The 26,414-nt window shown below is 45.9% G+C and carries 30 protein-coding genes; 11 read left to right on the plus strand and 19 right to left on the minus strand.

The features are described 5' to 3' along the window. Positions 1-79: 79 nt before the first annotated feature. The 10 genes from QJS83_RS03695 to QJS83_RS03740 all read right to left on the minus strand — a co-directional run bounded on the left by QJS83_RS03695 (position 80) and on the right by QJS83_RS03740 (position 8,245). On the minus strand, positions 80-520 hold the full coding sequence (locus QJS83_RS03695) for a hypothetical protein (RefSeq protein WP_284607752.1): 441 nt from the start codon (positions 518-520) through the stop codon (positions 80-82). Next, a complete protein-coding gene (gene fsa, locus QJS83_RS03700; RefSeq protein ID WP_284607753.1) occupies positions 520-1,167 on the minus strand; it encodes a fructose-6-phosphate aldolase in 648 nt (215 codons plus the stop codon). Before fsa ends, QJS83_RS03695 begins: the two co-directional genes overlap by 1 nt. A 57-nt stretch (positions 1,168-1,224) precedes the next feature. Next, complete coding sequence (locus QJS83_RS03705) at positions 1,225-1,734, minus strand: hypothetical protein (RefSeq protein ID WP_284607754.1); 510 nt, start codon at positions 1,732-1,734, stop codon at positions 1,225-1,227. Further along, positions 1,731-2,417, minus strand: coding sequence for a 4-hydroxy-tetrahydrodipicolinate reductase (locus tag QJS83_RS03710; protein ID WP_284607755.1), 687 nt, complete (start codon positions 2,415-2,417; stop codon positions 1,731-1,733). The genes QJS83_RS03705 and QJS83_RS03710 overlap by 4 nt, the downstream gene beginning before the upstream one ends. Further along, positions 2,414-3,295 carry a 4-hydroxy-tetrahydrodipicolinate synthase gene (gene dapA / locus QJS83_RS03715; protein WP_284607756.1) on the minus strand — a complete coding sequence of 294 codons (882 nt, stop codon included), beginning with the start codon at positions 3,293-3,295 and terminating at the stop codon, positions 2,414-2,416. The genes QJS83_RS03710 and dapA overlap by 4 nt, the downstream gene beginning before the upstream one ends. Further along, positions 3,292-4,143, minus strand: coding sequence for a diaminopimelate epimerase (dapF, locus tag QJS83_RS03720; RefSeq protein WP_284607757.1), 852 nt, complete (start codon positions 4,141-4,143; stop codon positions 3,292-3,294). The genes dapA and dapF overlap by 4 nt, the downstream gene beginning before the upstream one ends. Then, positions 4,140-4,349 carry a hypothetical protein gene (locus tag QJS83_RS03725; protein WP_284607758.1) on the minus strand — a complete coding sequence of 70 codons (210 nt, stop codon included), beginning with the start codon at positions 4,347-4,349 and terminating at the stop codon, positions 4,140-4,142. The genes dapF and QJS83_RS03725 overlap by 4 nt, the downstream gene beginning before the upstream one ends. Continuing rightward, the gene (locus QJS83_RS03730) at positions 4,333-5,205 is read right to left on the minus strand and encodes a tetratricopeptide repeat protein (protein WP_284607759.1); all 873 of its coding nucleotides are present in this window, start codon (positions 5,203-5,205) and stop codon (positions 4,333-4,335) included. The genes QJS83_RS03725 and QJS83_RS03730 overlap by 17 nt, the downstream gene beginning before the upstream one ends. Before the next feature lie 3 nt (positions 5,206-5,208). Beyond that, positions 5,209-5,781, minus strand: coding sequence for a hypothetical protein (locus QJS83_RS03735; protein WP_284607760.1), 573 nt, complete (start codon positions 5,779-5,781; stop codon positions 5,209-5,211). A gap of 82 nt (positions 5,782-5,863) precedes the next feature. Then, positions 5,864-8,245, minus strand: coding sequence for a DNA translocase FtsK (locus QJS83_RS03740; protein WP_284607761.1), 2,382 nt, complete (start codon positions 8,243-8,245; stop codon positions 5,864-5,866). A 113-nt stretch (positions 8,246-8,358) separates the two neighbouring features. On the opposite strand from QJS83_RS03740, the gene QJS83_RS03745 reads away from it, so the two are divergent. The 5 genes from QJS83_RS03745 (at position 8,359) to QJS83_RS03765 (ending at position 12,107) form a co-directional block, all read left to right on the plus strand. Beyond that, entirely contained in the window at positions 8,359-8,997 is a 639-nt protein-coding gene (locus tag QJS83_RS03745) for a radical SAM protein (protein WP_284607762.1), read from the plus strand. Positions 8,998-9,034: 37 nt separating this feature from the next. Beyond that, entirely contained in the window at positions 9,035-9,334 is a 300-nt protein-coding gene (locus tag QJS83_RS03750; RefSeq protein ID WP_243536234.1) for a helix-turn-helix domain-containing protein, read from the plus strand. Positions 9,335-9,443: 109 nt separating this feature from the next. Further along, positions 9,444-10,859 carry a replicative DNA helicase gene (dnaB, locus tag QJS83_RS03755; RefSeq protein ID WP_284607763.1) on the plus strand — a complete coding sequence of 472 codons (1,416 nt, stop codon included), beginning with the start codon at positions 9,444-9,446 and terminating at the stop codon, positions 10,857-10,859. A 14-nt stretch (positions 10,860-10,873) separates the two neighbouring features. Beyond that, a complete protein-coding gene (locus QJS83_RS03760; RefSeq protein ID WP_284607764.1) occupies positions 10,874-11,800 on the plus strand; it encodes an SDR family oxidoreductase in 927 nt (308 codons plus the stop codon). A gap of 112 nt (positions 11,801-11,912) precedes the next feature. Beyond that, entirely contained in the window at positions 11,913-12,107 is a 195-nt protein-coding gene (locus QJS83_RS03765) for a hypothetical protein (RefSeq protein ID WP_284607765.1), read from the plus strand. A 95-nt stretch (positions 12,108-12,202) separates the two neighbouring features. Here QJS83_RS03765 and QJS83_RS03770 read toward each other — a convergent pair whose 3' ends face one another. The 4 genes from QJS83_RS03770 to rpsF form a co-directional block, all read right to left on the minus strand. Next, positions 12,203-13,054, minus strand: a complete 852-nt coding sequence (locus tag QJS83_RS03770) for a S1 family peptidase (protein ID WP_284607766.1) — start codon at positions 13,052-13,054, stop codon at positions 12,203-12,205. A 222-nt stretch (positions 13,055-13,276) separates the two neighbouring features. Then, a complete protein-coding gene (rplI, locus tag QJS83_RS03775) occupies positions 13,277-13,720 on the minus strand; it encodes a 50S ribosomal protein L9 (RefSeq protein WP_284607767.1) in 444 nt (147 codons plus the stop codon). A 15-nt stretch (positions 13,721-13,735) separates the two neighbouring features. Further along, positions 13,736-14,626, minus strand: coding sequence for a DUF2232 domain-containing protein (locus QJS83_RS03780; protein ID WP_284607768.1), 891 nt, complete (start codon positions 14,624-14,626; stop codon positions 13,736-13,738). 20 nt (positions 14,627-14,646) lie between these two features. Then, positions 14,647-15,108, minus strand: a complete 462-nt coding sequence (gene rpsF / locus QJS83_RS03785; RefSeq protein ID WP_284607769.1) for a 30S ribosomal protein S6 — start codon at positions 15,106-15,108, stop codon at positions 14,647-14,649. Positions 15,109-15,258: 150 nt separating this feature from the next. On the opposite strand from rpsF, the gene QJS83_RS03790 reads away from it, so the two are divergent. The 3 genes from QJS83_RS03790 to QJS83_RS03800 are packed head-to-tail and all read left to right on the plus strand — an operon-like array spanning position 15,259 to position 17,998. Beyond that, the gene (locus tag QJS83_RS03790; RefSeq protein WP_284607770.1) at positions 15,259-15,948 is read left to right on the plus strand and encodes an FHA domain-containing protein; all 690 of its coding nucleotides are present in this window, start codon (positions 15,259-15,261) and stop codon (positions 15,946-15,948) included. 18 nt (positions 15,949-15,966) lie between these two features. Continuing rightward, positions 15,967-16,854: an alpha/beta fold hydrolase gene (locus QJS83_RS03795; RefSeq protein WP_284607771.1), complete on the plus strand. Its 888-nt coding sequence runs from the start codon at positions 15,967-15,969 to the stop codon at positions 16,852-16,854. Next, positions 16,841-17,998, plus strand: coding sequence for a DUF3095 domain-containing protein (locus QJS83_RS03800; protein ID WP_284607772.1), 1,158 nt, complete (start codon positions 16,841-16,843; stop codon positions 17,996-17,998). Before QJS83_RS03795 ends, QJS83_RS03800 begins: the two co-directional genes overlap by 14 nt. Positions 17,999-18,032: 34 nt before the next feature. On the opposite strand, the gene QJS83_RS03805 is transcribed toward QJS83_RS03800, so the two are convergent. From QJS83_RS03805 to QJS83_RS03825, 5 genes are all read right to left on the minus strand, one after another. After that, complete coding sequence (locus QJS83_RS03805) at positions 18,033-19,676, minus strand: S8 family serine peptidase (RefSeq protein ID WP_284607773.1); 1,644 nt, start codon at positions 19,674-19,676, stop codon at positions 18,033-18,035. 209 nt (positions 19,677-19,885) lie between these two features. Further along, on the minus strand, positions 19,886-20,134 hold the full coding sequence (locus QJS83_RS03810; RefSeq protein WP_284607774.1) for a hypothetical protein: 249 nt from the start codon (positions 20,132-20,134) through the stop codon (positions 19,886-19,888). Positions 20,135-20,417: 283 nt separating this feature from the next. Continuing rightward, positions 20,418-21,206, minus strand: a complete 789-nt coding sequence (locus QJS83_RS03815; protein ID WP_284607775.1) for a succinate dehydrogenase/fumarate reductase iron-sulfur subunit — start codon at positions 21,204-21,206, stop codon at positions 20,418-20,420. A gap of 10 nt (positions 21,207-21,216) precedes the next feature. Beyond that, a complete protein-coding gene (locus tag QJS83_RS03820) occupies positions 21,217-23,133 on the minus strand; it encodes a fumarate reductase/succinate dehydrogenase flavoprotein subunit (RefSeq protein WP_284607776.1) in 1,917 nt (638 codons plus the stop codon). Positions 23,134-23,145: 12 nt separating this feature from the next. After that, positions 23,146-23,805 carry a succinate dehydrogenase cytochrome b subunit gene (locus QJS83_RS03825; RefSeq protein WP_284607777.1) on the minus strand — a complete coding sequence of 220 codons (660 nt, stop codon included), beginning with the start codon at positions 23,803-23,805 and terminating at the stop codon, positions 23,146-23,148. Positions 23,806-23,987: 182 nt separating this feature from the next. Between QJS83_RS03825 and QJS83_RS03830 the strand changes: the two genes are divergently transcribed. The 3 genes from QJS83_RS03830 to QJS83_RS03840 are packed head-to-tail and all read left to right on the plus strand — an operon-like array spanning position 23,988 to position 26,398. After that, a complete protein-coding gene (locus QJS83_RS03830; protein WP_284607778.1) occupies positions 23,988-24,761 on the plus strand; it encodes an electron transfer flavoprotein subunit beta/FixA family protein in 774 nt (257 codons plus the stop codon). A 12-nt stretch (positions 24,762-24,773) separates the two neighbouring features. Continuing rightward, complete coding sequence (locus QJS83_RS03835) at positions 24,774-25,742, plus strand: electron transfer flavoprotein subunit alpha/FixB family protein (RefSeq protein WP_284607779.1); 969 nt, start codon at positions 24,774-24,776, stop codon at positions 25,740-25,742. A gap of 2 nt (positions 25,743-25,744) precedes the next feature. Next, entirely contained in the window at positions 25,745-26,398 is a 654-nt protein-coding gene (locus tag QJS83_RS03840; RefSeq protein WP_284607780.1) for a lysophospholipid acyltransferase family protein, read from the plus strand. Positions 26,399-26,414: the final 16 nt, after the last annotated feature.

The following is a 26,414-nucleotide window of genomic DNA, read 5'->3' on the forward strand; positions in this document are numbered from 1 at the left end:
TAGAAACCGCTTCAGTTGCATTCCTTGCAACATTCACCTCATTTGAAGAATAGTCATTTCTGACTAGTCTTAATCGTATTTAGAAGGATCGGAAGTCGTCAATGATGTTGCGATTGTCGCGACTTTGGTTAAGCGCCTGACGAATTTTTTCGGCGATTCCTGCCGCGCGATCGTCATCTCTGTCCACAACGTCGAAACCGCCATCTTCATTACGACCTTCGACTAGGACCTCGACCTGAACGTCATACGGGCGGCGGCTGCCAAGAATTAAAACGTGGGTATAATAGCGCTCACGCGCCATGTTCATCTTTTCGATGACCTTGTTTTTTTTGTCATAGTACTGGGAAAACATTTCGCGCCCGTTTTGACTGACAGAGCGGGGCTCGCCAATCACACTAAAAACCACTCGACGAGTTTCGCTGACGTTCAGAGGCGTTTCGCGAATAACAACGCCCCCAGTACGGCAACTAGACAAAAGCAGTGATACGGTAACCAAAAACAGAGCCGAAACGTATTTCATTACTTCTTAAGACCTTTATTCCAGTCATCAAGAAATTGTTTAATTCCTTTGTCAGTGAGCGGATGGTGAGTCATCTGTTGCATAACCTTGAATGGAATTGTCGCGATATCCGCGCCCATTTCCGCAGCCAATTGAATATGCATCGGGCTTCTTACGCTCGCGACTAGGACCTCTGTCGAGAAATCGTAGTTTTGATACATCTGAATAACCTGATTAACCATCGTCATGCCTTCAACACCAATGTCATCCAAGCGTCCCACGAATGGAGAAACCATTGTCGCGCCCGCCTTCGCCGCCAACAACGCTTGCATTGGAGAGAACACCAACGTGACATTTGTCTTGATACCTTCTGCCGTGAGTTTTTTTACAGCAATCATGCCATCTTCGCACATAGGGATTTTCACCACCACGTTCGAAGCCAGCTTCGCAAGCTCTTTACCTTCACGAACCATTTCTTCGTGTTGCAGACTGATCACTTCTGCAGACACAGGTCCAGGAATCTCTTTGCAGATCTCTTTGATTACGTCGTGAAAAGGTTTTCCCTCTTTAGCGACAAGAGAAGGATTTGTTGTAACACCGTCAACCCAGCCGCGCATATTTGCTTGTCTGATTTCTTCAATGTTCGCTGTATCAATGAAAAACTTCATGGGAACTCCCCTTAAATATGGAAATAAATGTACATACTGTTTGTACGTTGGCTGAATTTAAAAATCAACCAGGCTTTTTCCCTGCATATAAAACTCGGCTTGCTTCGCAGGCAGAGCTGATTTTGAAATTTCGCTTAAATTTTTCTGATAGATCGGATGTGAGTATTGCCCCCAAGCTTCCGCAGCACAGCGAATAATCAGAGGGTCTTGATGCAATTGCGGGTAGGGCAAGGTCAGACGCGGCGACATCAGTATCATGTCATCAAATGTCAGCAGAGTCAGCTCTGCATGTCGATTCTGCAAAAGACCCGGCTGGCCTTGCTCACACAACGACAGGACTAAGTGAAGAACTTGATCCACACCCCAAGAAGTTTCAAAACGAATGACAAACTCCAGGCGGGCGCTCAGATCCAGTCTTTCAGGCGTCAGATATCTTTTATAGATAGAGGAAATAGCGGAGATCTCTCCACACTCTAGAATCTTTTTTAAAAGGGCGCGTGATTTTTCCACGCCACCCATCAAGTCCAAAGACAAATGAATCAAAGCCGAGTGTTGCGTTGGACTCATTTATTCTTTCCAAAAAGGACGTCACGAATTTGATACAAACCCGGTTTCTGTTTTACCAGCCATTCTGCCGCCTGAACCGCGCCCTTGGCAAAGACCGTGCGATTTAAGGCTGTGTGCTCAAATGTCAGAACTTCTTCGTCGCTCATCGCATAGATCTTATGAACGCCAAAGATGCCGCCGCCACGAATAGCCAGCGCTTCGGGGAGCTCTCTGCCCACGGCTTTTTCCAAGTTTTCCTGGAGAGTGATCGCCGTGCCTGAAGGCTTGTCTTTCTTTTTGTTGTGATGAAGTTCTTCAATTTGAAAATCAAAATGAGAAATTGCCGACAAAGATTTCAAAGCTTCGTTAAGAACAGCAACACCCAGGCTCATGTTCGAAGACCACAACACGGGAATTTTTTTCCCGTATTGTACCAACAGATCTTTTTCTTTTTTGGAAAATCCCGTTGTGCCACAAACCACCGGTGTCTTATTTTCGGCGGCGCGCTTTAAAACGTCTTTCAATGCATCGGGGGACGAAAAGTCGATCCATACATCCACCGCCGCTGCTTTTTTCGTGTCATATTTCATTTCGCGATCGAAGGCATAAAAAACTTCACAGCGCGGATTAGCTTCGATCACCTTCACGATCTCTTGGCCCATTCTTCCCGAAGCGCCAACAAGACCGACTTTCACTTTCTTCACAGAACACCCACTTTTTTCATTTCTTCTTTCAACTTTTCGGTGTGCTCAGGAGCCAGTTCAACTAGAGGCAAACGCAAAGAAGCTGAATCCAAAATTCCCATTAACGCCAGGGCCTTTTTCACAGGAATCGGATTGGCTTCGACAAAAAGAAGATCAATCAAAGGAAGATATTTTTTAATGTCCGCACGCGCTTTTTCGATTTGATTATCTTGCACCCATTTTTTCCACTGCACCATTTGCTGAGGAATCACGTGGCTTGCTACAGAAATAACGCCATGGCCGCCAACACCTAAGAACTCAACATAGCTTCCATCGTCTCCGGAAAGAACGACAAATTCATTTCCACAAGCTTTAATAATTTCCGCCGCGAAATCTGCTTTTCCTGTCGCCTCTTTGATACCCATGATGCCGGGAACTTTTGCCAGGTCACGAATCGTTTCCGTCGCCAAAGACGTAATCGTTCTGCCTGGAACGTTGTAAAGCATCACAGGTGTTTTAACTGCAGTCGCAACCGCCTTAAAGTGCTCATACAATCCTCGTTGCGGAGGTTTGTTGTAATAAGGGACAACAACAAGAAGAGCATCCGCACCAAGTGCCTCGGCCTTCTTGGAGTCCTCAATCGTCTTGGCCGTGTTGTTCGAGCCTGTTCCCATAATTAACGGAATTTTGTCACCGCAGAAGGCACGTACATGTTTGAAAATTTCTGTTTTTTCCTCTGAAGTCAGAGTCGGGCTTTCGCCTGTTGTCCCGTTGATGACAAATCCGTCAACTCCACCATCCAATTGTTGCTTCAACAAACGATCCAAAGATGCGTAATCTACTTTGTCGCTTTTAAAAGGCGTTACTAGCGCTGTGAAAGTTCCTTTGAAATTTTTCATTTCACCACCTCAAGATTGATATTAAAGTTTCCAACAAAGACGGCTTCACCCACCATCAGTGGGCAGGGATTTTCTTCTTCGAACGTCACCTGCAACAGACCGCCTGGCATTTGTACATTCACCTGATCTTGATTTGCCATATGAGCGTGAACAAAAGCGGCCGCTACGGCTCCCGTACCGCAAGCCAAGGTATAATCCTCAACGCCGCGCTCGAAAGTCACAGCGAGAAGCTTGCCGATGGTCTCTTCGCTATAAAACGTGACATTCGCCCCCGCAGGTTTCAAAGCTGCGTGGTTGCGCATTTCTTTTGCCATAGTTTTTAAGCTTTCGACTTGTGAAAATTCTGAAATCTTTTGCACAAGATGTGGAACTCCGGTGTTCACGAGCGCAAACGTCTCGACAGAACCAGCGCTGGTTTTAAGTTCTATGTTTTTCTGCACAAATTTAGCTTCAGGCATGCGAACACGGATCTGATTCTTTTCAAGAACCTGAGCCGTGACTAAGCCGGCACCGGTTTTAAAGCGCAAGCTCGATCCACCCGAAAGAGTTTCACGACAAAAACGGGCCGCACAACGAGCGGCGTTTCCACACATCTCTGCGGTGGAGCCGTCGGAGTTATAAAAATCCCAATTGAAGTCGTATCCTTCAGAGCCCTCTTCAATTAAAAGCAGGCCATCTGTACTTACGCCGATCACTCGATCGCAAATAAGTTTTGCAAACTCAGGACGCGACATTCCCAGGCGTTGTTCTTCTTTTTTCCACGCGCTGCCTGCGCGGGCGTCGATCAAAGCAAAGGTGTTTCCTGTTCCCGACATTTTCGTGATCGTCACAGGCCAAAGAGGTTTCATCGCTCCTCCGTCTCGGCAGAAGAGCTATCCTCGTCTTGAATATTGTAGTTGTTCTTTTTAGTTTTTTTCTGCGTCTCTTTGTAAGTAGGTTCACCACGTCCAAGAGGTGCGGGATTGAGTGGGGGGAGGGGACGACCTTTCACCCCACAGCCAAGAGGCCCCAGCAACAGAACCAGCGCAAGTGTTAATTTATTCAGACGTTCCATTCAACCCCTTGAGTTCGCCTTCAACTTCTGTCAGGCGACGGCAAAGCATGGGGTCTATCATATACTGTCTATACTGAATCGCTGAAATGTTTTTGCAGGTCATCACGTATTTCTGAGCCTCATCGGTGTTGGCTTTGGCTTTTTTAGCCGCGTATTCCAACTTCCAGGCCCAATAGAAAAGCTCCGGGTACTTTTCGTCACTTTTCTTCATATTGCTAAGAGCTTCTTGTGCCTTAGCAAAGTTCTTGGCCGTCAGGAATTTTTCCGTTTCCAACGCCCACCAGAATTTTTGCTGCGGGGACCGTTTAATAAGAACCGAGTCCGCCAGCTTCTGATAATCGGTCCATTTACCCATGCAGGCCAAAGCTTGCGCCGATGTCAGTTTGAGTTCTTCGTCGAAACCGACCAAAGCGAGCTGCTTTTGCACTAATTCTTGTGCCGCTTTGCAATCACCCTTCGCGATCATCAAATGGGCCAGCTCCGTCACAATCAAAAAGTTATCAGGTTCAATTCGTGAGGCTTCCGTCATTTTATCAAAAGCCTGGTTCAATTCTGTTTTTCTAAGCGAAACGCCGGTTTCATAAAGCTGTTGGGCTTTGTCACTAAAGAAAATATGGGAAACTTCGTTCACCGTTTTTTTAAGTTCGGCAATAGCCTGCGGTCGCGTCTCTTTTTGCAAGGCATTCGTGAGAATATTTAAAGCCTGCTGGCGATCGCGCTGAAGACTTAAGTTGTAGGCTTTTTCAATAATATCTTTGTACGTCTCAGACTTTGGAATTTTATTCTGAGCGAAACTAGAGGCGGGCAGAAAAGAAAGAGCCGCTATGAAAGCGGCTCTTATCAAAATCAAATTCATTGATTAGTTCTTTTTGAAAGATTTCAAAACAACTGTCACGTTACCGAATTGGCTTGGAGCAACTTGTTTCAACATACCAGAAAGTGGAACTTGTTGTGGGTTGATCCATGCGTTGATTTCTGCATTTTGCTCTTTGTCTTTAAGACGAGCGTGGATGCAATCGAAAGTACCAGCAGGAACAGTGATTCTGTCTTCTTTAACTTCGATAACTTCAACGTCTTGTTTTGGTGGTTGTTGTTCTTTACCGTTAACGATCATTTTTTTGATTTCACCAGTGTTTGGATCGATCAAAGTTTCAACTTTTTGTTTTCCAGCGAAACCAAGATCCATGTTTTGATCCATCCAGATGCCATCAGCTTCTACAGAGCGAACTGACATTGTCATAGAACCTTTGATGAAGCCCATGTCGATGTTGTAGTTAGCTTGATCGCCAACTTTCCAGTCCAAACCCATTGTTTGAGCTTGATCCATGATTGCCGCATTTTGAATGCCAGCAACAACTTCAACTGCAGATGGAGCAGCAACCGCGTTTAGTGAGAACGCAAGACCTAGAACGGCGATAAGAGCCTTAACCATAAATTCCTCCTTGAATGGTTTTCGTATTCTTTTGTGTGTCTTAATCACACCACGACTTAGGGAGGTACAGTCAAGGCTCTATTTATTGTTCTCTAAAACTACTCACTAAAACTTGACGCGGCTTGCTGCCATTAGCGGGGCCCACAACACCTTCTTTTTCAAAGATTTCAATCAAGCGTGCAGCGCGAGGATAACCGAGTCTAAACTTTCGCTGAATGAGAGACGCAGAAACTTCCTTTTGTCCCGACGTCCACGCGAGGATTTCGTCGTATCTCTCATCGTATTCTTCTTCACCGAAACCGCCACCGCTTCCGCCGTCACCAGCTTCAGCGCCATCGCCACCCGCAAAGCCATCAAGAGCTTTCATTGCGAGTGGATCGTACTCAGGTTCGGCTTGAGATGCCCAGTGCTTCACAACGTTATTGATTTCGCGATCCGCAAGATAAGGCCCATGGTGACGAGTCGGCTTACCAACGCCCGGAGCTTGGAAAAGCATGTCTCCATTCGGAAGAAGGCGTTCCGCACCCGAATCATCGATGATAATTCGCGAGTCCATCTTGGAAGCAACCTTCAAAGCCACGCGGCCTGGAATATTCGTTTTAATCAAACCTGTAACGACATCTTTACGCGGCGATTGCGTCGCCACAATCAAGTGGATCCCGCAGGCACGCGCCTTTTGCGTCAGACGCTGAATCGGCTCTTCGATATTTTGTTTTTCCACGATCATGAGATCCGCAAGCTCATCGACCACGATGACGATAAATGGAAGCGGTTGGAAGTAGTATTGTTCTAACTTCGCTTTGCCTTCTTCCAGTTCAAGATTGATTTTTTCGTGCTCTTCAATCTCTGCTTTCGTTAAAGCTCCGGTTTTTTCGTTGAAGGCTTCAATCTTACCCACACCGAACTTTGAAAGAGACTTATAACGTTTTTCCATTTCGCGCACAGCCCACTTCAAAGCTGTTGCAGCTTTCTTCGGCTCTGTCACATGCGGCAGAACCAAGTGCGGCACTGTTGAGAACGGAGCCAAGTCGACCATTTTTGGATCGATCAAAACAAGGCGCAACGTTTTCGGCGAGTGACGGAAAAGAAGACCCGTAATGATAGAGCCGACAAAAACCGACTTACCAGAGCCCGTTGTACCGGCGATCAATAAGTGCGGCATCTTACGCAAATCAACGACCTTCGGTTCACCATCGACCGCGCGGCCCACGGCCATCGGCAGTGCCAAGTCTTCACTCCAAAATTGATCTTCGGCGATCAAGTCTTTGTAATAAACAGTTTCACGCTTCAGATTCGCGGTCTCGATACCGACAACATCCGTTCCAGGGATGTGACCGACAACACGCACTGATTCTGAAGAAAGCGCCAATGAAAGATCATCCTCAAGCTCCGAGATCTTACTGATTTTAACATCGGCATTGGGTTTAAATTCGTACATCGTCACCAAAGGACCCGGCTTCGCATCCTGGATTTGCCCTTCGATAGAGAAGTTCTTAAGTTTTTCGACCAATGAATCCGCTTTTCTTTGAATCTCGGCCTTATCGATTTTAATACGGGACGCCGGAGGATCCTCCAGTAAAGCGAGCTTTGGCATTTCCCAGTTCTCGATGCGACGAGGCGGTTTCGCTTTCATCACGACCTTGCGTTTTTGCGCAAGCTTCACTGCGGGAACTTCTTCTTCATCTTCTTCCTCTTCTGATTCTTCTTCAGATTCATCGTCGGCAGAAGCTTCAAGTTCCTCTTCTTCCTCGTCCTCTTCTTCTTTTTCTACAAACTTTTTATCGGACAAAGGAAACACGGTCGCAGGTTTGGCTTCTTTTGCTTCGGCCTTTTTTGGGCTCTTTGCTTTTTTTGTGTTTTTCACGAACATGCCCGAGAAAAACGTCGCGATTTTATCCATGACTTTTTTCTTTTTCATCCACGCCAGAAATCCGCGCGGAGCTTCCGTCAACTCTTGCAGGCTTTTTTCGAAATAGAAAACAATCAGAACCGCCATCAAGGACCACAGGATCACTTGGACGCCAGCAAAATTAAAAGCCCGCGTCAGCGCCTGAGAAACGCCCAACCCCAAAAGGCCGCCCAAATAAATCTGATTCGAAAAAACCTTTGTATTCGGCAAATAGAGGGACAGTAACGACGCGATATTCACAATCGCCAACAGAGCCCAGACAAAGCGAATGTTTTTAAGATTAAGAGACTCCCCCTGGAAGGCGGAGTAGGCCATGCGAACAAGGCTCGCAACAACAACCCAGGCTGCCAAACCGAAAAACTGATAGAGCGCATCAGCAAGAAAGCTCCCCACAATTCCACAATAATTCAGTGCTTTTAAGCCTTGGCCCCCAATAGAATTGAAGGAGGGGTCTAAAGGATTGTAACTAATCAAAGCCAGGGCGAGAAAGAGCCCTAAACCTAAAAAGCCGATTGCGATAACGTCCTGACGAAACTTTTTCAGTAATTGGTTCATTTAAAAAATTTACGAAATTCCAACGAGTTAGTCATGCGCCCCGCTCGGTTCCTTGACTTAGGACCTGGCTAGCAGGACATTGCGCAAAGACCAAGATAGAGTTTTAAGAAGTTATGCTTAAGATAAACGAGATTTTTTACAGTATTCAGGGTGAAACAACGTACGTGGGAAATCCCACTGTTTTTGTGCGTCTGACGGCTTGTAATCTGCGTTGCACTTATTGCGACACCAAATACTCGTACTACGAAGGCGAGATGCAGACCTTCGAAAACATTCTTAAGGAAATTGATTCTCACAAAGCTCCGTATGTTTGCGTTACCGGCGGCGAACCTCTTTTACAAAAAGAAGTTCACACGTTGATGAAGACATTGTGCGATCGCGGCTACAAAGTTTCGTTGGAAACCAGCGGATCAAAAACTGTTGAGCATGTAGATCCGCGCGTGAAAATTATTTTAGATGTAAAAACTCCTGACAGTGGAGCAGCAAATTCTTTTTTGATGGACAACATCCGCTTTTCCACTCCTAGCACGGAATACAAGTTTGTGATCTGTTCCGAAAAAGATTTCGAGTGGTCTGAAGAATTCTGTCGTCAACATAATTTATTTGAAAAATTTGTGGTTTTATACAGCCCATCATACGGCCAAGTGTCTGAACGCTGGTTGGCAGAAAAAATTCTGCAAAAAAATTCATCTGCAAGGTTGCAATTGCAGCTGCATAAGTATATCTGGTCTTCCGAAACACGCGGAGTATAGTCTCCACTTTTAATTAAGCAGAAATTTTGGGAGTTCCATGACGCCGAACCTAAACAGTTCTGATAATCTTTTTGTCGCTAATCTTCAGTCCGTAAGCTTGGAAAAGCTTGTAAAGAGCAAACTGGAAGTTTTGTTTGCTCAACAAAAAGAAGCACAAGTTGAGTTGAATGGTTTGTACAATGTCGTGATCGAACAAGTAGAAAAGCCTCTTCTTGAGCTGGCTTTGCGCGCCTATAACGGCAATCAAGTAAAAACGGCGCAAATGCTCGGCATCAACCGCAATACTCTTAAGAAGAAAATTGACAACTACAAGATTCGTGTCAAAAAAATGAATTAATAGATTCGTTCATAGTATTTCATCAGCGAGCCATCCAGAACCACCATCTTTTGCACAGGGCTCGCAAATTTTTGACTGAACTTAAATTTCGTTACTCTAGAGGGGTTCAATGAGTACGCGAATTCCACCTCAAAATCTTGAGGCCGAACAATCCATTTTGGGCGGCTTGATGCTCGACAGGGAAGCTCTCGACCAGGTAGGCGATATGCTTATGGCCGATGACTTCTATAAGCCTGCTCATCAAAAGATTTATGAAGCTATTAAAGAGCTTCACGCCAAAAGCCAACCGATCGACATCATCACTGTGACAAACTTGCTGCAAGCAGGCGGACACATGGATATGGCCGGTGGACCTGAATATTTAATCAGTCTTCTAGATAAAACGATTTCTGCAGCCAATATCACTTCGCATGCGAAGATCGTTAAAGATAAAGCCACACTTCGCCGCCTTATCACTATCAACAGTCAGTTGATTGAAAAGGCCTACAATCAAGAATTCCAGGATGTGGAATCTTTTGTGGACCAAGCGGAAAGCGAGATTTTCAAAATCGGCGAGAACAAAACGCAAAGTGGTCTTGTCGGCTCCATGGAAATCGTTAAAGCTTCCATCCAAAAGATTGAAGAACTTTATAAGAACAAAGCCGAGATCACAGGTCTTGCAACGGGCTTTAAAAAGCTCGATGAAATGACTGCGGGTCTTCACCCTGGCGAGATGACGATCATCGCAGCACGTCCGTCGATGGGTAAAACAGCGTTCTCTCTGAACATCGCGCAACACGTGGCGCTTCGTCTGAAAAAGACTGTTGCTTACTTCTCTTTGGAGATGGGTAAAGAGTCCATGATGATGCGTATGCTTTCTGCGGAATCCAAAGTGAGCATGAGTGAAATCCGTAACGGCCGTATTCAAGACTCTGCTTGGCCGAAACTTATCAATGCTGCCAGTGCACTCAGTGAAGCTTCGATTTTTATCGATGATACTCCGGGTGTTTCACCGTTTGAGATTCGTTCGCGCGCAAGACGTTTGAAAGCGGAACACGGTCTTGATCTAATCATGATCGACTACTTGCAGCTTATGAGCATGAAACAAAAAATGCAGTCACGTGAGCAAGAGGTCGCGGAGATTTCTAAATCTTTGAAAGCCATTGCCAAGGAATTGCAGATTCCAGTGATCGCACTTGCTCAGCTCAACCGTGGTGTTGAGGGTCGTACAGAAAAGAAACCGATGCTCTCGGATCTGCGTGAGTCCGGATCTATTGAGCAAGATGCCGACGTTATCATGATGCTTTATCGTGATGACTACTATGACAAAGAAAATCCAGACAAACAGGGTCATGCGGAAGTGATCGTCGGTAAACAGCGTAACGGTGCTACCGGCCCCGTTAAAATGCGTTTCGATGCTCAATACAATAGATTCCGTGATGCTGAACCTGAGGCAGGGGGCGTGAGTCCACTTCCTCCTCCACAAGCGCCGCCTCCGATGCCGGGCGGCAGACCTAAAAACTTTGCACCTGGCGCAGGTGTTTAAGATAATGGGCCTCGATGAGGCCCTTACTTTTTTTATTTCAACGTAAGAAAGCTCAAAACTTTAAACCTGTTGTTTTGGTGACAGGTTGTTCTTCGGGTATTGGCTTAGCCTTAGCCAAACTTCTGCACGAACATACTGAATATCGTGTGGTTGCCACTTGCCGCGAAAAAAGCATGGATAAGTTGCGCAATTTCTTTCTCGACGACGAACGTTTTATTGTTCGTCCCCTTGATGTGACGTCAGAAGCAGACCGCATTCGCCTTTACAATGAAATCAAAAAGCTTTGGGGTGGCGTTGATATTTTAATTAACAATGCCGGTATTTCTTATCGCTCTGTGATTGAGCACATGACGGAAAAAGACGAAGAGCTGCAAATGGCGACAAACTATTTCGGTCCGATGGGACTGATTCGTTTGGCTTTGCCACATATGCGCGACACGGGCCGTGGAAAGATCATTAACATATCCTCGGTCAGCGGAATGTTGGCGATGCCGACGATGGCCTCTTACTCGGCCTCTAAATACGCGCTTGAAGGCGCGAGTGAGGCCTTGTGGTATGAAATGCGCCCGTTCGGAGTGACGATCACCCTTGTTCAGCCAGGATTTATTCACAGCAATTCTTTCCGCAACGTCTACCACACAGAACTGTCAGATCCCACGCGCAACTGGAGCGGGCCTTACTGTGATTTCTACGAAAACATGACTCCGTTCGTGGAAAGAATGATGAATATGTCTCTCACAACTCCAGAAAAAGTGGCGAAGATTGTTCTAAAGACGATGAAAAAGGAAAATCCACCGCTGTGGATTCCGGCGACTCTCGATGCAAAACTTTTTTATTATATTCGCCGGCTTTTGCCTCGCCGTATGCTTTTGCCGTTCCTTTATTGGAATTTGCCAAAGGCACGGAAGTGGTCCAAGTCTTATTCCCATCGCCGCAAATAGCGCCAGCAGGACCAATGTCCTGTTGAAGGATTTTGGTTGTTTTCAGTTTAACCTCTTGATGGACTAGGGCTGTCTTAAAAATAGGAACCCTTGGAAAGCACGGAGGCTGATCATGGGAGAGACCTTAACAAAGACGGTGATTGCGGCAACAGGACTGCCACAGGATCCGGTCGAAAGAGAATTCAACACTTTGCTGGCAAAGCACGGTAAATCGCCAGAAACGCTCACCCTTGAAGAGCTGCGCGAGGTGATGGCAGATTACCTTCAAACAGTTTTCTTGGAAATGCAGAACGAACAGAGCGCTTAATCGCACCCATCCCCGGATGAACTCGGCGTCGCATTCCAAAAATAAAAAAGGGTCCGCTAGGGACCCTTTCTAAAACTCTTAATCTTTATTTCTGATTAGTTTTTTGCAGTCAGCTTTTTAAGAGCTTTTTCGATGAACTCCGATTGTGACTTCACCTTCGTGTAAACGCTCACAAGAGAGCAATCGTCTACGCCGTCTTTACCAGCGCCACGGCTAGTGACACCCCATACGTATTGAACACCTTTTACTTCAAGGAAAGCGGGACCGCCAGAGTCTCCGTGGCAAGCCCCTTTACCTTGTGTTTGATCTAATAAAATTTCTGTTTTTCCGAAATCCTCGACAACTTCTACATCTACTTTACGAAGACGGTCGTCAGACTTTGTGTTCACGCCATCAGTTTCAATCAAACCGTAGCCTGCCAAAGTTACTTTCGTACCTGGCTTCAACAAAGTTTCGTCATCCAAGAATTTTGCAAGAGTATATCCAGGCGCCATTGGGCCCGCGAACTTGATAAGTGCTAGATCGTTTGCATCTTCGCCGTGCTCGCCAGCTTTGCCGTACTCCGTGTGAACTTCAGTATCAACAACAAGACGGATATCTGTCTTCGCCATTTTTCTAAGATCTGTATTGAAGATCACGTACAAGGCAACTTCTTTGTAGTCAGCGCTGTTAGGAACGCAGTGACCTGCTGTCAAAACGATGTTTTCAGCAAGAAGAGAACCTGTGCAAATGAACTGACCCTCTTGATCATCGTGAGTTACAACAGAAGCCACGATCGCAACAGTTGATTTAGCGATAGAGTCTTTAGCGTCTACAGGAACGCCACCAATTATAGAAGAGTTATCAGCGCCAAGATTTACAGCGTTTTGTTGCGCCGGAGAACAAGCAAGCAAAGATCCGAATAGACCTGCTGCCAACACTGCTTTCAAAAGATTTGTAGATTTCATAACCCCTCCAAGGTGCGGTGGTTAAACACCCAAAATGGCACCGGTGCAATGAAATTATTCAAATGTATTCCATAAGAATTTTTTATGAAAAACTGCGTTAAAAATAAGCAGCTCTAAGGAGGGTCTTAAAAAGAAAAAAGGACCCCGTTGTTACGGAGTCCTTTCGAGAGTTTCTCTCTAGATTTTGCGAACACTCATTCAAAGAGTGATCTCAAATTCAATTTATGCGCGCTCAACAGAGATTTGGATTTTAGCTTCCATACCTTCTGCGTAACGAACAACAGCTTTGTGCTGACCAAGAACCTTAATAGGCTCTTCCAAGTGGATGTCACGACGATCTACAGAGTGACCCAACTTTTGAAGTTCTTTAGAGATATCTGTAGTTGTTACAGTACCGAAAAGTTTATCAGTCTCACCAGCTGCCAATTTGAATGTAACAGTTGTGCCGTTGATTTTGTTCAAAAGCTCTTGTCTTTCAGCAAGGGCTTTTTTCTTTTTAGTTTCAGCAACACGCTTCAAGTGTTCGTATTCTTTTACGCGTTTTTCAGTTGCTTCAGCTGCAAGTTTACGAGGGAACAAGAAGTTTCTCGCGAAACCTTCAGAAACGTTCACCAACTCACCAACTTTACCTACATCCTTAACATCTTTTTGAAGAATAACTTTCATGTGATCCCCATATTCTTAGTTGTTTTCAGAAGCAGCCTTCATTTTTTTGATGCGGCCTCTGAAATCAATCCAGTAATCGATCAAACCAACAACACTCAAAATAAGTAGCAATTGGCCGACCAAGATTATGTATGTCAGAACTCTTGTGAACACACCGGCTCTTATCGAGTTCAGAAATACTTCCAACACTGCCAGCCCTTGAAAGAAATAAAGAACGATAGCTACGTTCACAATATTTACTGCGAGGATGGCAACGGCCTTACCGCCAAAACTCACCATTGTCAGAAGGAAGGCAATCATCGCAACCCAAATAAAATAATCAGGCACACGATATTCTAACAACTTGAGCTGAGAGGCAATTTTCTCACGGGGCATATTGAGCCATGAAAAAACCCTTCTCTCAAAAATAAGCCCCACACCTAACGCCATAATTAAAACAATGACGATGGCTGATGGGATTTGCTGAACCAAGATCGCCGCATCTAATTTGACCGCCGGATTCATTTGTTGAACACGTTGGACGAATTGCTCTGCGAGTTTCTGTACCTCAGCATACGTGTTGATCCCTGTCTTATTGAAGGCGCCGATAATACCAAGGCCTGCAGCCCCGGAACCAAGAGCAACGCTCAACAATCCTGAGATCCACCACCCAAGTCCTCTTTGCTCCATTTCCATATAAGCCCCTAAAGTCATCCAAACAGAGCCTATAAAAAGTGCGAGAGGTTGAGCGTTCAGGAGCCACGCAGCTCCTGTAACTACAAGTCCGAGAACCCAAAAAGCCCAAGGACCGTAGGCTTGGCGAAGCACGCGAAGAAGGGGAGCGCCGAAAACCACCGTCAGCATCGACAACAAAATCGAGAGTGATGAAATTGTGATGAATTTTTGTGGTGTCGCTGTCTTCTTCATGGGCTTACGCCTTTACAAAATTATTCGCCTTTGTCGTAGCGTTCTGAACGTTCTGCTTTTGCAGCAGCAAATGCAGCTTTACGTGCAGCCATTTTAGCTTCGCGCTCTTTTTCACGAGCAGCAGATTCAGCAAGACCTTTTTTGAAGCCTTCCATGAATTTAGCCAAAGAAACACGCTCATCAAGGCGAGTGTGCATAAAGCGAAGAACTTTGTCGTTGATACGCATAGTTCTTTCAAGCTCTGCGATAGCTTGAGTATCTGCTTCGAATGTAGAGTGGAAGTAGATCGCTTTTCTCAATTTGCCGATCGGAGTCGCCAAAGTTCTTTTACCCCAAGTTTCCAAAGAGTTGATTGAACCTTTGTAAGATTCGATCGTCGCTTTGTTTTTCTTGAAAAGGTCTTTTTGCTCTTCAAGAGTTGCATCTGGGTGCATAAGAACGACAACTTCGTAAGGCATTTTAGCAGTCGTTTTAGTTTCCATTGAACTATCCTTTCGGTTTATAGCCCCCACCACCGAGAGTGGGCGCAAGGATGACTTTTTTAAAAATGTTTGTTGGGTTTAGCACGGCTTTGGACCAAGCACAAGGATTAGGCATTTGAATCGACAAGAATCCGGTCCTAGAATGTGTAAATGGTCACATTTATTGAGATAGTGGACGGTCCAAACGAAGGTTCTCGCTTTAAAGTCGAGGAGGGGCTTACTTTAGGCCGCTCCAACGCGGACATTGTCGTTAAAGATCCCAAGGTTTCCAGCCGTCATGCTCAGTTCTCATTAGATGGTAAAGGACAGTTTGTTCTGGTCGACTTAGAGTCGTCCAACGGCATTCATATCAATGGTCGCCGTGTGAAAAAAGTCGCGTTATTACCAGGGGTTATCTTTGAGCTTGGGCGCACTCAGTTTAGAGTCGTAACGGTCGAAGAAGAGCTCGCCATCGACTTCAGTCGCTTGATAACGTGGCGCAGTATTCTGAAAGACTCTTTGTCAAACGTTGAGGCTCCTAAAAAATCCAAAAAAGCCCGGCTTCAACGCTTCAGTCCTGCCCTGAAATTGACCTTTATTCAGGGCATACAGACGGATGAGGAAATTATTTTAGGCTACGGCCCCCGAAAGGCAGGGGCGGACTCCTTGGACATCGAACTGCTCGATGAGGAGGCTCCGAAAGAGGCCTTCGAACTTCATCCAGGTCCAGGGATGGTTGAATTAAAAAATAAATCTCCTGGTCGAGTGACTCTTAACAATAAATCCATAGATGCCGAAATGCTTAAAGATGGCGACTTGATTTCTATCGGAAACACCCTCATTAAGGTGAGCTATCTGTAAACGCAACTTGGAAGGCCCATGGAGACGACACCAAAAACAACCGGCAGCTTTGAGAGCTTTGACGGCACTTCAATTTACTACGAAGTGCGCGGCGAGGGTGAGCCGCTCATTCTGGTGTACGGCATCGCGTGCATTATCAATCATTGGCATCATCAAGTTGAATACTTCACAAAAAAATACAAAGTGATCACCTTCGATCTGCGTGGTCATCAGAAGAGCGCTCCGGTGCGCGACATGAATGAACTCACGATGGACTCGCTGGCAAAAGACGTGATTGGTTTAATGAACCATCTCGGCATCGACAAAGCCCATTTCGCGGGTCACAGCTTTGGCGCTCCGGTCATCTTAAAGGTTTACGATCAAAAGCCTCAGTTATTTCTTTCCATGACCTTCATCAACGGCTTTGCCAGAAATCCGATCAAAGGAATGTTTGGCCTTGATGTGATCGAGCCTTTCTTTTTCTTCGTGAAAAGTCAGTATCTCGCGCAACCGACGCTGTGGAATACTCTGTGGAAATTGGCTGTTGAAAATCCCATGTCCGTTTATGTGGCGGCCCTGGCCGGCGGCTTTAACTTGCGAGTGTCACACTTCAAAGATATTGAAATTTACGCTCGCGGTGTCGCGCGGTTGAACCTGGATGTCTTCATTCGTCTTTTCGAAGCTTTGATGGAGTACAACGGCGAACCTGTGCTTGAAAAAATCAACGTTCCCGCGCTGATTATTTCCGGTGAAAAAGATATGGTTACGCCGATACGTTTTCAATATCACTTTAAAGAAAAGATTAAACACTCTGAGTTTGTGCTGGTTCCTTACGGTTCACACTGCACGCAACTGGATTTCCCCGATTACACGAATCTAAAAATGGAAAAGTTTTTAAGAGAAGTAAGTCGCGATGGAAAGCTATAAAAGTTTTCTAGAACGCGTCCCTGTCTTTGATGACTTTCTTAATATCGCGAACAGCAACTATTTCGTGGCCGTGCCCAGCGACTGGGCGCTGATTCTGACAGACGTGAAGGGCTCAACGAAAGCAGTGCAAGCCGGCCGCTATCAAGACGTGAACATGGTCGGCGCGGCTAGCATCACCGCTCTTTTGAACGAATTTAACAATCGAAATTTGCCTTTTGTTTTTGGCGGAGACGGCGCCACTCTTCTTGTGCCGCCAGAACTTAAGAAGGATGCTGCCGCAGTCTTGCGTCGAGTGCAAAGATGGGCTCAAAAGGAATTCGGCTTTGAGCTGCGCGGTCACTATTTTGAATTGGCGGAAATTTACAGCTCCGGTCAGCAGCTCCTGATTGGGAAGTATCAATTATCAAAAGGAAATGAAATCTATCAGTTTCGTGGCGGAGCCCTTTCGGTCGCAGATGAAAGAATGAAGTCTCTAAATGGCGGCATGGAAGTTCGCCCTGCGCGCCTGGAAAAACAACCCAACCTCACCGGTCTTTCTTGTCGTTGGCTGCCTCTTAAAACTCAACGAGGCACTGTTCTTACCGTGCTTGCAAAAGCGACGGGTCCGAAAGAGGCGCAGTTTTCTGAATACGGCCTTGCGCTTGCCACGATTCGCGAAATTTTAGGCGGAGACTTCAGAAATGCCTGTCCTACGCAAGAAGGGGCGCTCAGCGTAACCTGGCCGCCAAAGACATTGTTTGCGGAAGCCAAAGCACTGCCAGGATTTTATCCTTTACGCGTGGGAAGGACTTTGTTGCGCACACTTTTTTCATTCGCGCTGTTTCGATTTAATATTTCAGTCGGTGGTTTTTCACCGGGGCGCTATCGCAGCGAGATGATTTCCAATTCCGATTTTCAAAAGTTTGATGACATCTTAAGAATGGTCTTAGACTGTTCAAACACTCAGGCTGATAAGATCGAAAAATTTCTTTTAGAACGAGAACAGGCGGGTGCACTTAAGTTTGGCGTGCATCGTTCTTCGGAAGCCCTTATGACATGCCTCGTGCATTCTGCAAGTCAGAATCAACATCTGCACTTTATTGACGGCGCTCACGGCGGCTATACTCTCGCTGCCGTACAGTTAAAAAGAAAAGCCACCTCGTAAGGTGGCTTTTCTCAATGAGCTTTATCCTAGAAAATTACTTCCAAGCAGCTTTTGTGATGTCGAAACCGTAACGGTTTACAGAGTCATCAGATGTGAAAACGATTTTCACGTATTCACCATCGATTGGTGTTGAGAAGCTGTCGTCGTTTTTACCGCTGATCGTCGCCACTTTGTTTCCTTTAGCGTCGAACAATTCTACTTTATCGTAATCTCTTTCTGTGTCGAATTTAGAGAAGTACAAAGCGATTTGTTTTGCGCCTGGAACACGAACTTCAAATTCTTCTTTTGCTTTTTCTTTGTATGGATGAGCAGAAGAAACGCTTACTGGAACTGTTTGCCAGTTGATTGGATCGTTTTGATCTGGCTCAGGCAATGTGTTCGTCAACATTGCGTAGGCATTCGCCATACCGCCTTTAACCTTACCGCGAAGACCTGCAACAGGCTTCGAAGTTGCGATGATTCTGTTTTTCATCTCAACATTTGTTAGGTTCGGTTCGTTTGTTGCCAACAATACCGCCATACCCGACACGTGCGGTGTCGCCATAGAAGTACCTGACCAAGAATCGTAAGCAGAGTCAGTGATTGAAGATACGATATTTACACCAGGAGCACCTACGTGAACTTTGTTTCTTCCGTAGTTAGAGAAAGAAGCGATTTGGCCTCTGTTATCTACAGCCGCTACGGAAAGAACGTTTGGAACGTCGTAAGTCGCAGGGTAAGTGGGGTTCGCATCATTATTATTAGATTCATTACCAGCGGCTGCTACGAAAAGAGCGCCTGCTGCATTAGATCTTTCGATCGCTTGTTTCAGTGTTTCAGAGTAGCCACCGCCACCCCAAGAGTTCGACATGATTTTCGCACCCATTTTAGTTGCGTAATCGATACCTTTCAAAGCGCCATCAAGAGAACCCGAGCCGCTCGCAGAAAGGAACTTCACACCCATGATACGAACATTCCACGCAACGCCCACAATACCTTTACCATCGTTACCTGTAGCACCGATTGTTCCAGAGCAGTGTGAACCGTGACCGTGGTCGTCCAAAGGATTTCCCGTTGGAGCATTTGCATTCACGAAATTGGCACCGTGGATATCGTCGACGATACCGTTTCCATCGTCGTCGATTCCAGCTTGACCGTTCAACTCAGCTTCATTCACCCAAACGTTGTCTTTTAAGTCTGGATGATTGTAGTTAAGACCTGTATCGATAACCGCAACGATCACATCTTTAGATCCCGTTGTGATATCCCAAGCTTGTTCCGCTCCGATATCAACACCCGCGATACCTGCGCGACGTTGAGAGTCTTGTTGACCCGTATTGATCATACCCCAAAGCTGACCCAACATTGGATCGTTCGGTGCTCTGTTGATTCTGTAGATGTAGTTGGGTTCAACGATATCTACGAGAGGATTCTGTGAAAGTGACTTAACAACATTCGATTGGATCTCGAACACCGGTCTTTTGATAACAACGATGTTTTGTCCAGGAATAGTGTCTTTAACGTATGAACCAAGTTGTTGGCTCAACACATTGATATTGGATTTAGCTGAAACAGAATCTTTGAGTTTAACGATGAATTCGCCTGGTACGGACTCAGGTGCTGCTGCGAATGCGTTAACTCCAGCGAAAAACAAACCCGCCATGGCTGCTTTGGAGGCTCTTCCGATAAGCCTTTTCATAATAATCCCCTCCTTCATTGGGTGATTTTTTCGAACGAACGAGGAAAATATTTCCCTCAACGTGCCAGTTCCAAAATGGTACCAATGTGAAGGTGAGCTGGTTATTTATTTTTTTGTTTGAAAGACAAACGTCGATTTTTTGGCTGAAGGTCGGGACAAAATAAGACTTACGTCGAGAGAAAAACAGGTCCTTGCACTAGTATGCTGGACTAAGAAACTGCTTTTTTCCCAGACGAAGGTTTGGGTTTTTCTTCGCCAAAGTCGAAGCTCAATTGCTGAGGAGTTTTGAATTGCACGATTCTTTGCGGGTTCTCAGCGATCTCTTTTTTCTCTGAAGGAGTTGTAACGGAAACGCCAGTCGAGGCCTTAATAAGGTGTTTGATGAATGCTTCTTTAACGCTATCTGGAGCGTTTTTGTTGAAGCCCAATTCCTGCATTAAAACATCTATCTTCTTCATAAGCCAATCCTTGGTCTAGTTTCGGAAGTTTTCTGATCGAGCTTTAGAAGAATTCAAGATGATGTTGTTAACAAAGATGCACTTCGAGCATTCTGCTCTCAGTCCTTCATGGACTCGCCACAGAAACAGCATTCTGCCATCTCCGTCTCTTATTGAGACAGACCAACGACGCAAAGTTTAAAGGTTAAAAGGTGCCTGCTTCTTTTTTCTGGCGATAGCGCGTCGAAAAAACAAAGGGCCCTCTTGCGAGAGCCCTCATTCATTTTTAAATTTTCGTATTCGCTTAGCCTGCGCCGCCATCCGAATGTTTCGGACGTTTTGTTGCGTTGGCCACGAAGAATTCGCGGTTCATGCGAGAGATGTTTGTAAGCTGGATGTCTTTAGGACAAGCCGCCTCACACGCACCTGTTGTTGTACAAGCGCCGAAACCTTCAGCGTCCATCGCTGCAACCATGCGCAACGCGCGCTCTTTTCTTTCAACTTGGCCTTGCGGAAGAAGAGCCATGTGAGAGATTTTTGCAGATGTAAACAAAGCTGCAGAAGCATTTTTACAAGCCGCTACGCACGCGCCACAACCGATACAAGTTGCAGAAGACATCGCTTCGTCAGCGTCTGCCTTTGGAACAAGAATCGCATTGGCGTCAACAGCATTGCCTGTGTTCTGAGAAATATATCCACCTGAAGAAATAATACGGTCAAACGCTGAGCGGTTCACCATCAAGTCTTTAATTACAGGGAAAGCTTGTGCGCGGAAAGGTTCGATCGTCAAAGTCGCGCCGTCCGTGAAGTTTCTCATATGCAACTGGCAGACAGTTGTAGATTTCATTGGACCGTGAGCTTCGCCATCGATAACGAATCCGCAAGCACCACAAATACCTTCACGGCAGTCATGGTCAAACGCGATCGGCTCGTCGCCTTTAGAAACAAGCTCTTCGTTCACAGCATCGAGCATCTCCAAGAAAGAAGCGTCTTCAGAAACGTTCTTCGCTTGCAATTCAACGAAGCCACCTTGGTCTTTAGGACCTTTTTGTCTCCATACTTTCAATGTCAAATTCAGTGTTTTTCCAGCCATTTTACGCCTCTTATTTGTAGCTACGAGTTGCTAGATGTACGTTTTCGAAAACAAGTTCTTCTTTGTGGCGAATGGATGCTTTGTTTTCACCCGTGTATTCCCACGCAGCCACGTGACAGAAATTCGCATCGTCACGTTTTGCTTCGCCATCGACTTGATATTCTTCACGGAAGTGACCACCACAGGACTCTTGGCGCTCCAAAGCATCACGGCACATCAACTCGCCAAGCTCCAAGAAGTCGGCAACACGCCCGGCTTTTTCAAGCTCAACATTGAGATAATTTGCATCACCAGGGATGCGCACGTTTTGCCAGAATTCTTCGCGAAGTTTTGGAATCTCTTGAAGAGCTTTTTTAAGGCCCGCTTCGTTACGACCCATTCCGCAGTATTCCCACATAATGTGACCAAGCTCTTTATGGAAGCTGTCAACTGTGCGGTTTCCTTTAATACCCATAAGTTTCGAAATTTCTTTTCTTACACCGTCTTCCGCCGCTTTAAAGGCGTCATTCGATGTAGAAACTTTCTCAAGCTTCGTTCCGCCAAGGTAATTACCCAAAGTGTATGGAAGAACGAAGTAACCGTCCGCCAAACCTTGCATCAAGGCCGAAGCTCCCAAGCGGTTCGCACCGTGGTCAGAGAAGTTCGCTTCACCCGCAACGAAAAGACCTGGAATCGTGGATTCCAAGTTGTAATCGACCCACAAGCCACCCATTGTGTAGTGCGGAGCCGGGTAGATCATCATCGGTTGTTTGTACGGATTTTGACCCGTGATTTTGTCGTACATTTCGAACAAGTTTCCGTATCTCTCAGAAATCTTGTCTTCGCCCAAACGTTTGATAGCGTCTGCGAAATCAAGGTAAACGGCTTTACCTGATTCATTTACACCGCGGCCTTCATCACAGCGATACTTCGCTTGACGAGAAGCCACGTCACGTGGAGCCAAGTTACCGAATGAAGGATACACGCGCTCAAGATAGTAATCGCGTTCGCTTTCAGGAATATCGTTAGGATGACGTTTGTCGCCAACAGCTTTTGGAACCCACACGCGACCGTCGTTGCGCAGAGATTCAGACATCAAAGTCAATTTAGACTGATTTTCTCCATGAACGGGAATGCACGTAGGGTGGATTTGTGTGTAACAAGGGTTTGCAAAGTAAGCGCCACGTTTGTGCGCCTTCCACGCCGCCGTCACCGCACAAGCCATCGCATTTGTCGAGAGGAAGAAAACGTTAGAGTATCCGCCACTCGCGATAACAACAGCATCTGCTTCGTAAGATTCGATCTCACCCGTAAGAAGATTTCTTACGATAATACCGCGCGCTTTTCCGTCGATGATCACAAGATCCAACATTTCACGACGGTAGCGAAGCTCCACGTTGCCGGCGTCAACTTGCCTCATCATTTCAGAGTAAGCGCCCAACAACAATTGCTGACCAGTTTGCCCGCGAGCATAGAAAGTACGGGAAACTTGCGCGCCACCGAATGAGCGGTTCGCCAAAGTTCCGCCGTATTCACGCGCAAACGGAACACCTTGCGCGACCATTTGATCGATGATGTTCGCAGACACTTCAGCTAGACGGTAAACGTTGGCTTCACGTGCACGGAAGTCTCCGCCTTTAACTGTGTCGTAGAAAAGACGGTAAGTAGAGTCACCATCATTTTGATAGTTTTTCGCGGCATTAATACCACCTTGCGCAGCTACGGAGTGAGCACGGCGAGGAGATTCATGCACGCAAAAAGCTTTAACTTTATAACCAAGCTCACCCAAAGAAGCCGCTGCAGAGGCACCAGCAAGACCGGTACCTACAACGATGATGGAGTGTTTTCTTTTGTTCGCAGGATTGACGAGTTTGTAATCAAACTTCGACTTTTCCCATTTAGATTCGATAGGTCCACTAGGAATTTTGCTATCTAATTTGTTAGCCATTTGAAGTGCTCCTTAGTGCGCAAACACGAAGAGGTAAAGTGGTTGAGCGATAAAACCCAAAGCAACGATAATACCGTATGCGTAGCTCAGTTTTTTCCAAAGTCCACGGTAAGTGCCTTCCATCAAACCAAGCGATTGGAAAGAAGAGCCGACACCATGACTTAAGTGGAAACCAAGAAGAATAAGAGCGATAACATACCAGATCACGTAACCAGGCTGTTGGAAGACCTCTGCCATCAAGCGCGCAAGATCGCGCATCACAACGCCGTTCACGTTCGTTTCATAATGCGTTCCGTACTTGAACGTAATTAAGTGCAAGATCACAAATACAAGAATCAATGAGCCCTGAATGGCCATCGTGCGGGACGCAAGACTCACACGCTTTTGTCCTTTTGCCGAGACTGCATAACGAGACGACTTCGCGGCTCTATTTTGCGCCGTCAGCGAAAACGCCATGTAGACGTGAGTGAACAAAGCCAAAAGCAAAATCGCTTCAGCAACGTAAAGTAAATTGCCACTCGTGATCGCGTGTCCGTAAGCATTGTAAGCATCGTGACTGACGAAGATTAACAGATTTCCGGCCATGTGAGCGAGTACGAAACCTGCCCATACAAGACCAGAGATTCCCATTATGTATTTTTTCCCGACGGTTGAACCGAGAAATCCAGACATGGTGAAAAACCCCTTGTTTTATTGCTTTGTATTTTCTCAATAAGTTTACATTAACTTACTCCCGGGGGGTCTAAGTTGTCTATGACACCCGTCATGTTTCGCGACACGTTAAATATGGAATTTAGTTTTGCCTTTCCTGGACTTGGGATAGAACAAAACCTCTAAAAAAACGGGGTAAAAACATGAAGATTTTTGTGTGTATCAAGCAGGTGCCCGACACCGAAACAAAGATTAAAATCACTCCCGACCAAAACGGAATCGACACGGCGGGAATTAAATGGGTTTTGAACCCTTACGACGAATTTGCCGTTGAAGAAGCTAACAAGCTTCGCGATGCAAATCCTGGTTCCCAAGTATGGGTGTTGAGCGTTGGACCTAAGGCGCGTGTTGTAGAATCTCTTCGTACGGCTTTGGCTATGGGCGCTGATGAGGCGATCGTAGTAAATGCTGAAAATGTAGACAATTTCTCCACAGCAAAAGCTTTGGCAGAGGTTATCAAAGCTGAAGGCGGCGCTAAGGTTATCTTCTCTGGTAAACTCGCGATTGACGACAACGCTTCATCTGTAAGCCAAATGCTTGCTGAGTTTTTGAATGTTCCTCACACGACAGTTGTTTCTAAATTTGCTTTCAATGGCGAAAACGTTGTTGTTGAGCGCGATGTTGAAGGCGGAGCAAAAGAAGTTGTGCAAATGATGACTCCGGCGGTTGTAGCTGCGAACAAAGGTCTTAATATGCCTCGTTATGCAAGCTTGCCTGGTATCATGAAGGCGAAAAAGAAAGTGATCAAAGAGGTTGAATTCTCTTCTTTGAACATTCCTGCAAGCGACATCAAAGTTAAATACTCCGGCTTCACTCTTCCTGCTGAAAAACCTGCAGTGAAAATGATCTCTGGCGATGCTTCAGCGCAAGCATCTGAACTCGTAAAACTTCTTCGCGACGAAGCGAAAGTTTTGTAAGGAGCGGCGACAATGGGAAAAATATTAGTTTTTGCTGAACAAACAAACGGTAAACTTAAACGCAGCTCTATTGAACTTTTGCAGGCGGCGGCGAAATCTGGAAACACAGTTGTTGCTGTTGTTTTCGGTTCTCACGCGGGCGATGTTACTGCGGCCATCGGTCATAACGGTGCTAACGAAGTTCACGTCGTTAAAGACGCGGCTTTGGATGCCTACAATCCTGAACTTTTCACAGCGAACATCGCTGCGATTGTTGAAAAAGTACAGCCTTCGATTCTCTTGGCTTCTGCTTCTTCAACAGGACGTGATTTGTTCCCGCGCGTAGCCGCTCGCTTGAACACAGGTATTGCGAGTGATTGCACAGAGCTTAATATCTCTGGCGACAACGTAACGGCAACTAAGCCTATGTACTCTGGTAAATGTTTTGCGAAAGCAAACTTTGAAAACAGCTCTGTAAAAATCGTTTTGATGCGTGCAAATCAACTTCCAGTTGCTGCCGCTGACACCGCAAAATCTGCGAACGTTGTAGAACAAGCGGCTGTTAAACCGGATCTTAAAACTTTGATTAAAGAAGTTGTTAAAGGTGCAAGCGAGAAACTTGATTTGACTGAAGCGAATGTCATCGTAAGCGGCGGCCGCGGTTTGAAAGAAGCGGGCAACTTTAAAATGCTTCACGATCTCGCGGATGTTTTGGGCGCGACAGTAGGTGCTTCACGTGCCGTTGTTGACGCGGGTTGGGTTGGACACGGAATGCAAGTGGGTCAAACTGGTAAAACAGTCGCTCCAACATTGTACATCGCTGTCGGCATTTCTGGCGCGATTCAACACTTGGCAGGTATGAGCGGTTCAAAAGTGATCGTTGCGATCAACAATGATCCAAATGCTCCTATCTTCCAAAAAGCCACTTACGGTATCGTGGGTGACGCTTTTGAAATCGTTCCTAAACTTACAGAAGAGTTCAAAAAAGCTCTTCACCACTAATCGTGTTTAGAAAGTATATTCTTCCGATTATTGTGTTTGCATTCTACCGAACCCTCTCATGGACATGGAGGGTTCGGGTTATCGAGCCGGATTCTCTGGCAAACTCTCTTGAACAAAAAAATCCTGTTGTTTTAGCTCACTGGCATGGTGATGAGCTCGCGCTTCTTTCGATCGTTAAGCGTTATCGTATCGCTACGATTGCTTCGCAATCCAAAGACGGTGAGCTGATGGCGACTGTACTTAAATGGTTGGGCGCGAAAACCAGTCGCGGGTCGTCTACACGTGGAGGAGTTCAAGCTCTTAAAGGTCTTTTGCGTTTAGTAAAAGACGGGGGAAATTGCAGCTTTGCAGTTGATGGCCCTAAGGGTCCGTTACACAAAGTGAAACCCGGTGTTTTTGAACTTTCACGTATGATTAACGGTCCGATTTATGCGGCCGGCGTCGCGTGTGATCGCGCGATTCATTTTCCTAAATCATGGAATAAAACTTTTCTTCCCAAACCTTTTGCGAAGGTCATTATTTATTGGGTCGGACCTCGTGTCGCCGTCACTCGCGAAGAGGATCCAAGAAACCCAGACCTTGCTCTAGAGTTAGAAGCTCTTTTGCACCACGCGAGACAGCAAGCTCTTAAATTCATTGCGGATAATGATGCCTAGTGCTAGCGTTTTTAGG

The sequence above is a fragment of the Bdellovibrio sp. 22V genome, assembly GCF_030169785.1.
In the GTDB taxonomy this organism is placed as follows: Bacteria; Bdellovibrionota; Bdellovibrionia; order Bdellovibrionales; family Bdellovibrionaceae; genus Bdellovibrio.

Excerpts from the sequence above, each read along its gene's own strand:
- QJS83_RS03765 (WP_284607765.1), top strand. The coding sequence starts at position 11,913 with ATGGGAGAGACCTTAACAAAGACGGTGATTGCGGCAACAGGACTGCCA.
- QJS83_RS03810 (WP_284607774.1), bottom strand. The coding sequence starts at position 20,134 with ATGAAGAAGATAGATGTTTTAATGCAGGAATTGGGCTTCAACAAAAAC.
- QJS83_RS03770 (WP_284607766.1), bottom strand. The coding sequence starts at position 13,054 with ATGAAATCTACAAATCTTTTGAAAGCAGTGTTGGCAGCAGGTCTATTC.
- QJS83_RS03835 (WP_284607779.1), top strand. The coding sequence starts at position 24,774 with ATGGGAAAAATATTAGTTTTTGCTGAACAAACAAACGGTAAACTTAAA.
- dapF (WP_284607757.1), bottom strand. The coding sequence starts at position 4,143 with ATGAAACCTCTTTGGCCTGTGACGATCACGAAAATGTCGGGAACAGGA.
- QJS83_RS03725 (WP_284607758.1), bottom strand. The coding sequence starts at position 4,349 with ATGGAACGTCTGAATAAATTAACACTTGCGCTGGTTCTGTTGCTGGGG.
- dapA (WP_284607756.1), bottom strand. The coding sequence starts at position 3,295 with ATGAAAAATTTCAAAGGAACTTTCACAGCGCTAGTAACGCCTTTTAAA.
- QJS83_RS03705 (WP_284607754.1), bottom strand. The coding sequence starts at position 1,734 with ATGAGTCCAACGCAACACTCGGCTTTGATTCATTTGTCTTTGGACTTG.
- QJS83_RS03745 (WP_284607762.1), top strand. The coding sequence starts at position 8,359 with ATGCTTAAGATAAACGAGATTTTTTACAGTATTCAGGGTGAAACAACG.
- dnaB (WP_284607763.1), top strand. The coding sequence starts at position 9,444 with ATGAGTACGCGAATTCCACCTCAAAATCTTGAGGCCGAACAATCCATT.
- QJS83_RS03790 (WP_284607770.1), top strand. The coding sequence starts at position 15,259 with ATGGTCACATTTATTGAGATAGTGGACGGTCCAAACGAAGGTTCTCGC.
- QJS83_RS03730 (WP_284607759.1), bottom strand. The coding sequence starts at position 5,205 with ATGAATTTGATTTTGATAAGAGCCGCTTTCATAGCGGCTCTTTCTTTT.
- QJS83_RS03825 (WP_284607777.1), bottom strand. The coding sequence starts at position 23,805 with ATGTCTGGATTTCTCGGTTCAACCGTCGGGAAAAAATACATAATGGGA.
- QJS83_RS03695 (WP_284607752.1), bottom strand. The coding sequence starts at position 520 with ATGAAATACGTTTCGGCTCTGTTTTTGGTTACCGTATCACTGCTTTTG.
- QJS83_RS03780 (WP_284607768.1), bottom strand. The coding sequence starts at position 14,626 with ATGAAGAAGACAGCGACACCACAAAAATTCATCACAATTTCATCACTC.
- QJS83_RS03830 (WP_284607778.1), top strand. The coding sequence starts at position 23,988 with ATGAAGATTTTTGTGTGTATCAAGCAGGTGCCCGACACCGAAACAAAG.
- rplI (WP_284607767.1), bottom strand. The coding sequence starts at position 13,720 with ATGAAAGTTATTCTTCAAAAAGATGTTAAGGATGTAGGTAAAGTTGGT.
- QJS83_RS03795 (WP_284607771.1), top strand. The coding sequence starts at position 15,967 with ATGGAGACGACACCAAAAACAACCGGCAGCTTTGAGAGCTTTGACGGC.
- QJS83_RS03815 (WP_284607775.1), bottom strand. The coding sequence starts at position 21,206 with ATGGCTGGAAAAACACTGAATTTGACATTGAAAGTATGGAGACAAAAA.
- QJS83_RS03820 (WP_284607776.1), bottom strand. The coding sequence starts at position 23,133 with ATGGCTAACAAATTAGATAGCAAAATTCCTAGTGGACCTATCGAATCT.
- QJS83_RS03760 (WP_284607764.1), top strand. The coding sequence starts at position 10,874 with ATGAGGCCCTTACTTTTTTTATTTCAACGTAAGAAAGCTCAAAACTTT.
- rpsF (WP_284607769.1), bottom strand. The coding sequence starts at position 15,108 with ATGGAAACTAAAACGACTGCTAAAATGCCTTACGAAGTTGTCGTTCTT.
- QJS83_RS03750 (WP_243536234.1), top strand. The coding sequence starts at position 9,035 with ATGACGCCGAACCTAAACAGTTCTGATAATCTTTTTGTCGCTAATCTT.
- QJS83_RS03735 (WP_284607760.1), bottom strand. The coding sequence starts at position 5,781 with ATGGTTAAGGCTCTTATCGCCGTTCTAGGTCTTGCGTTCTCACTAAAC.
- QJS83_RS03805 (WP_284607773.1), bottom strand. The coding sequence starts at position 19,676 with ATGAAAAGGCTTATCGGAAGAGCCTCCAAAGCAGCCATGGCGGGTTTG.
- fsa (WP_284607753.1), bottom strand. The coding sequence starts at position 1,167 with ATGAAGTTTTTCATTGATACAGCGAACATTGAAGAAATCAGACAAGCA.
- QJS83_RS03800 (WP_284607772.1), top strand. The coding sequence starts at position 16,841 with ATGGAAAGCTATAAAAGTTTTCTAGAACGCGTCCCTGTCTTTGATGAC.
- QJS83_RS03740 (WP_284607761.1), bottom strand. The coding sequence starts at position 8,245 with ATGAACCAATTACTGAAAAAGTTTCGTCAGGACGTTATCGCAATCGGC.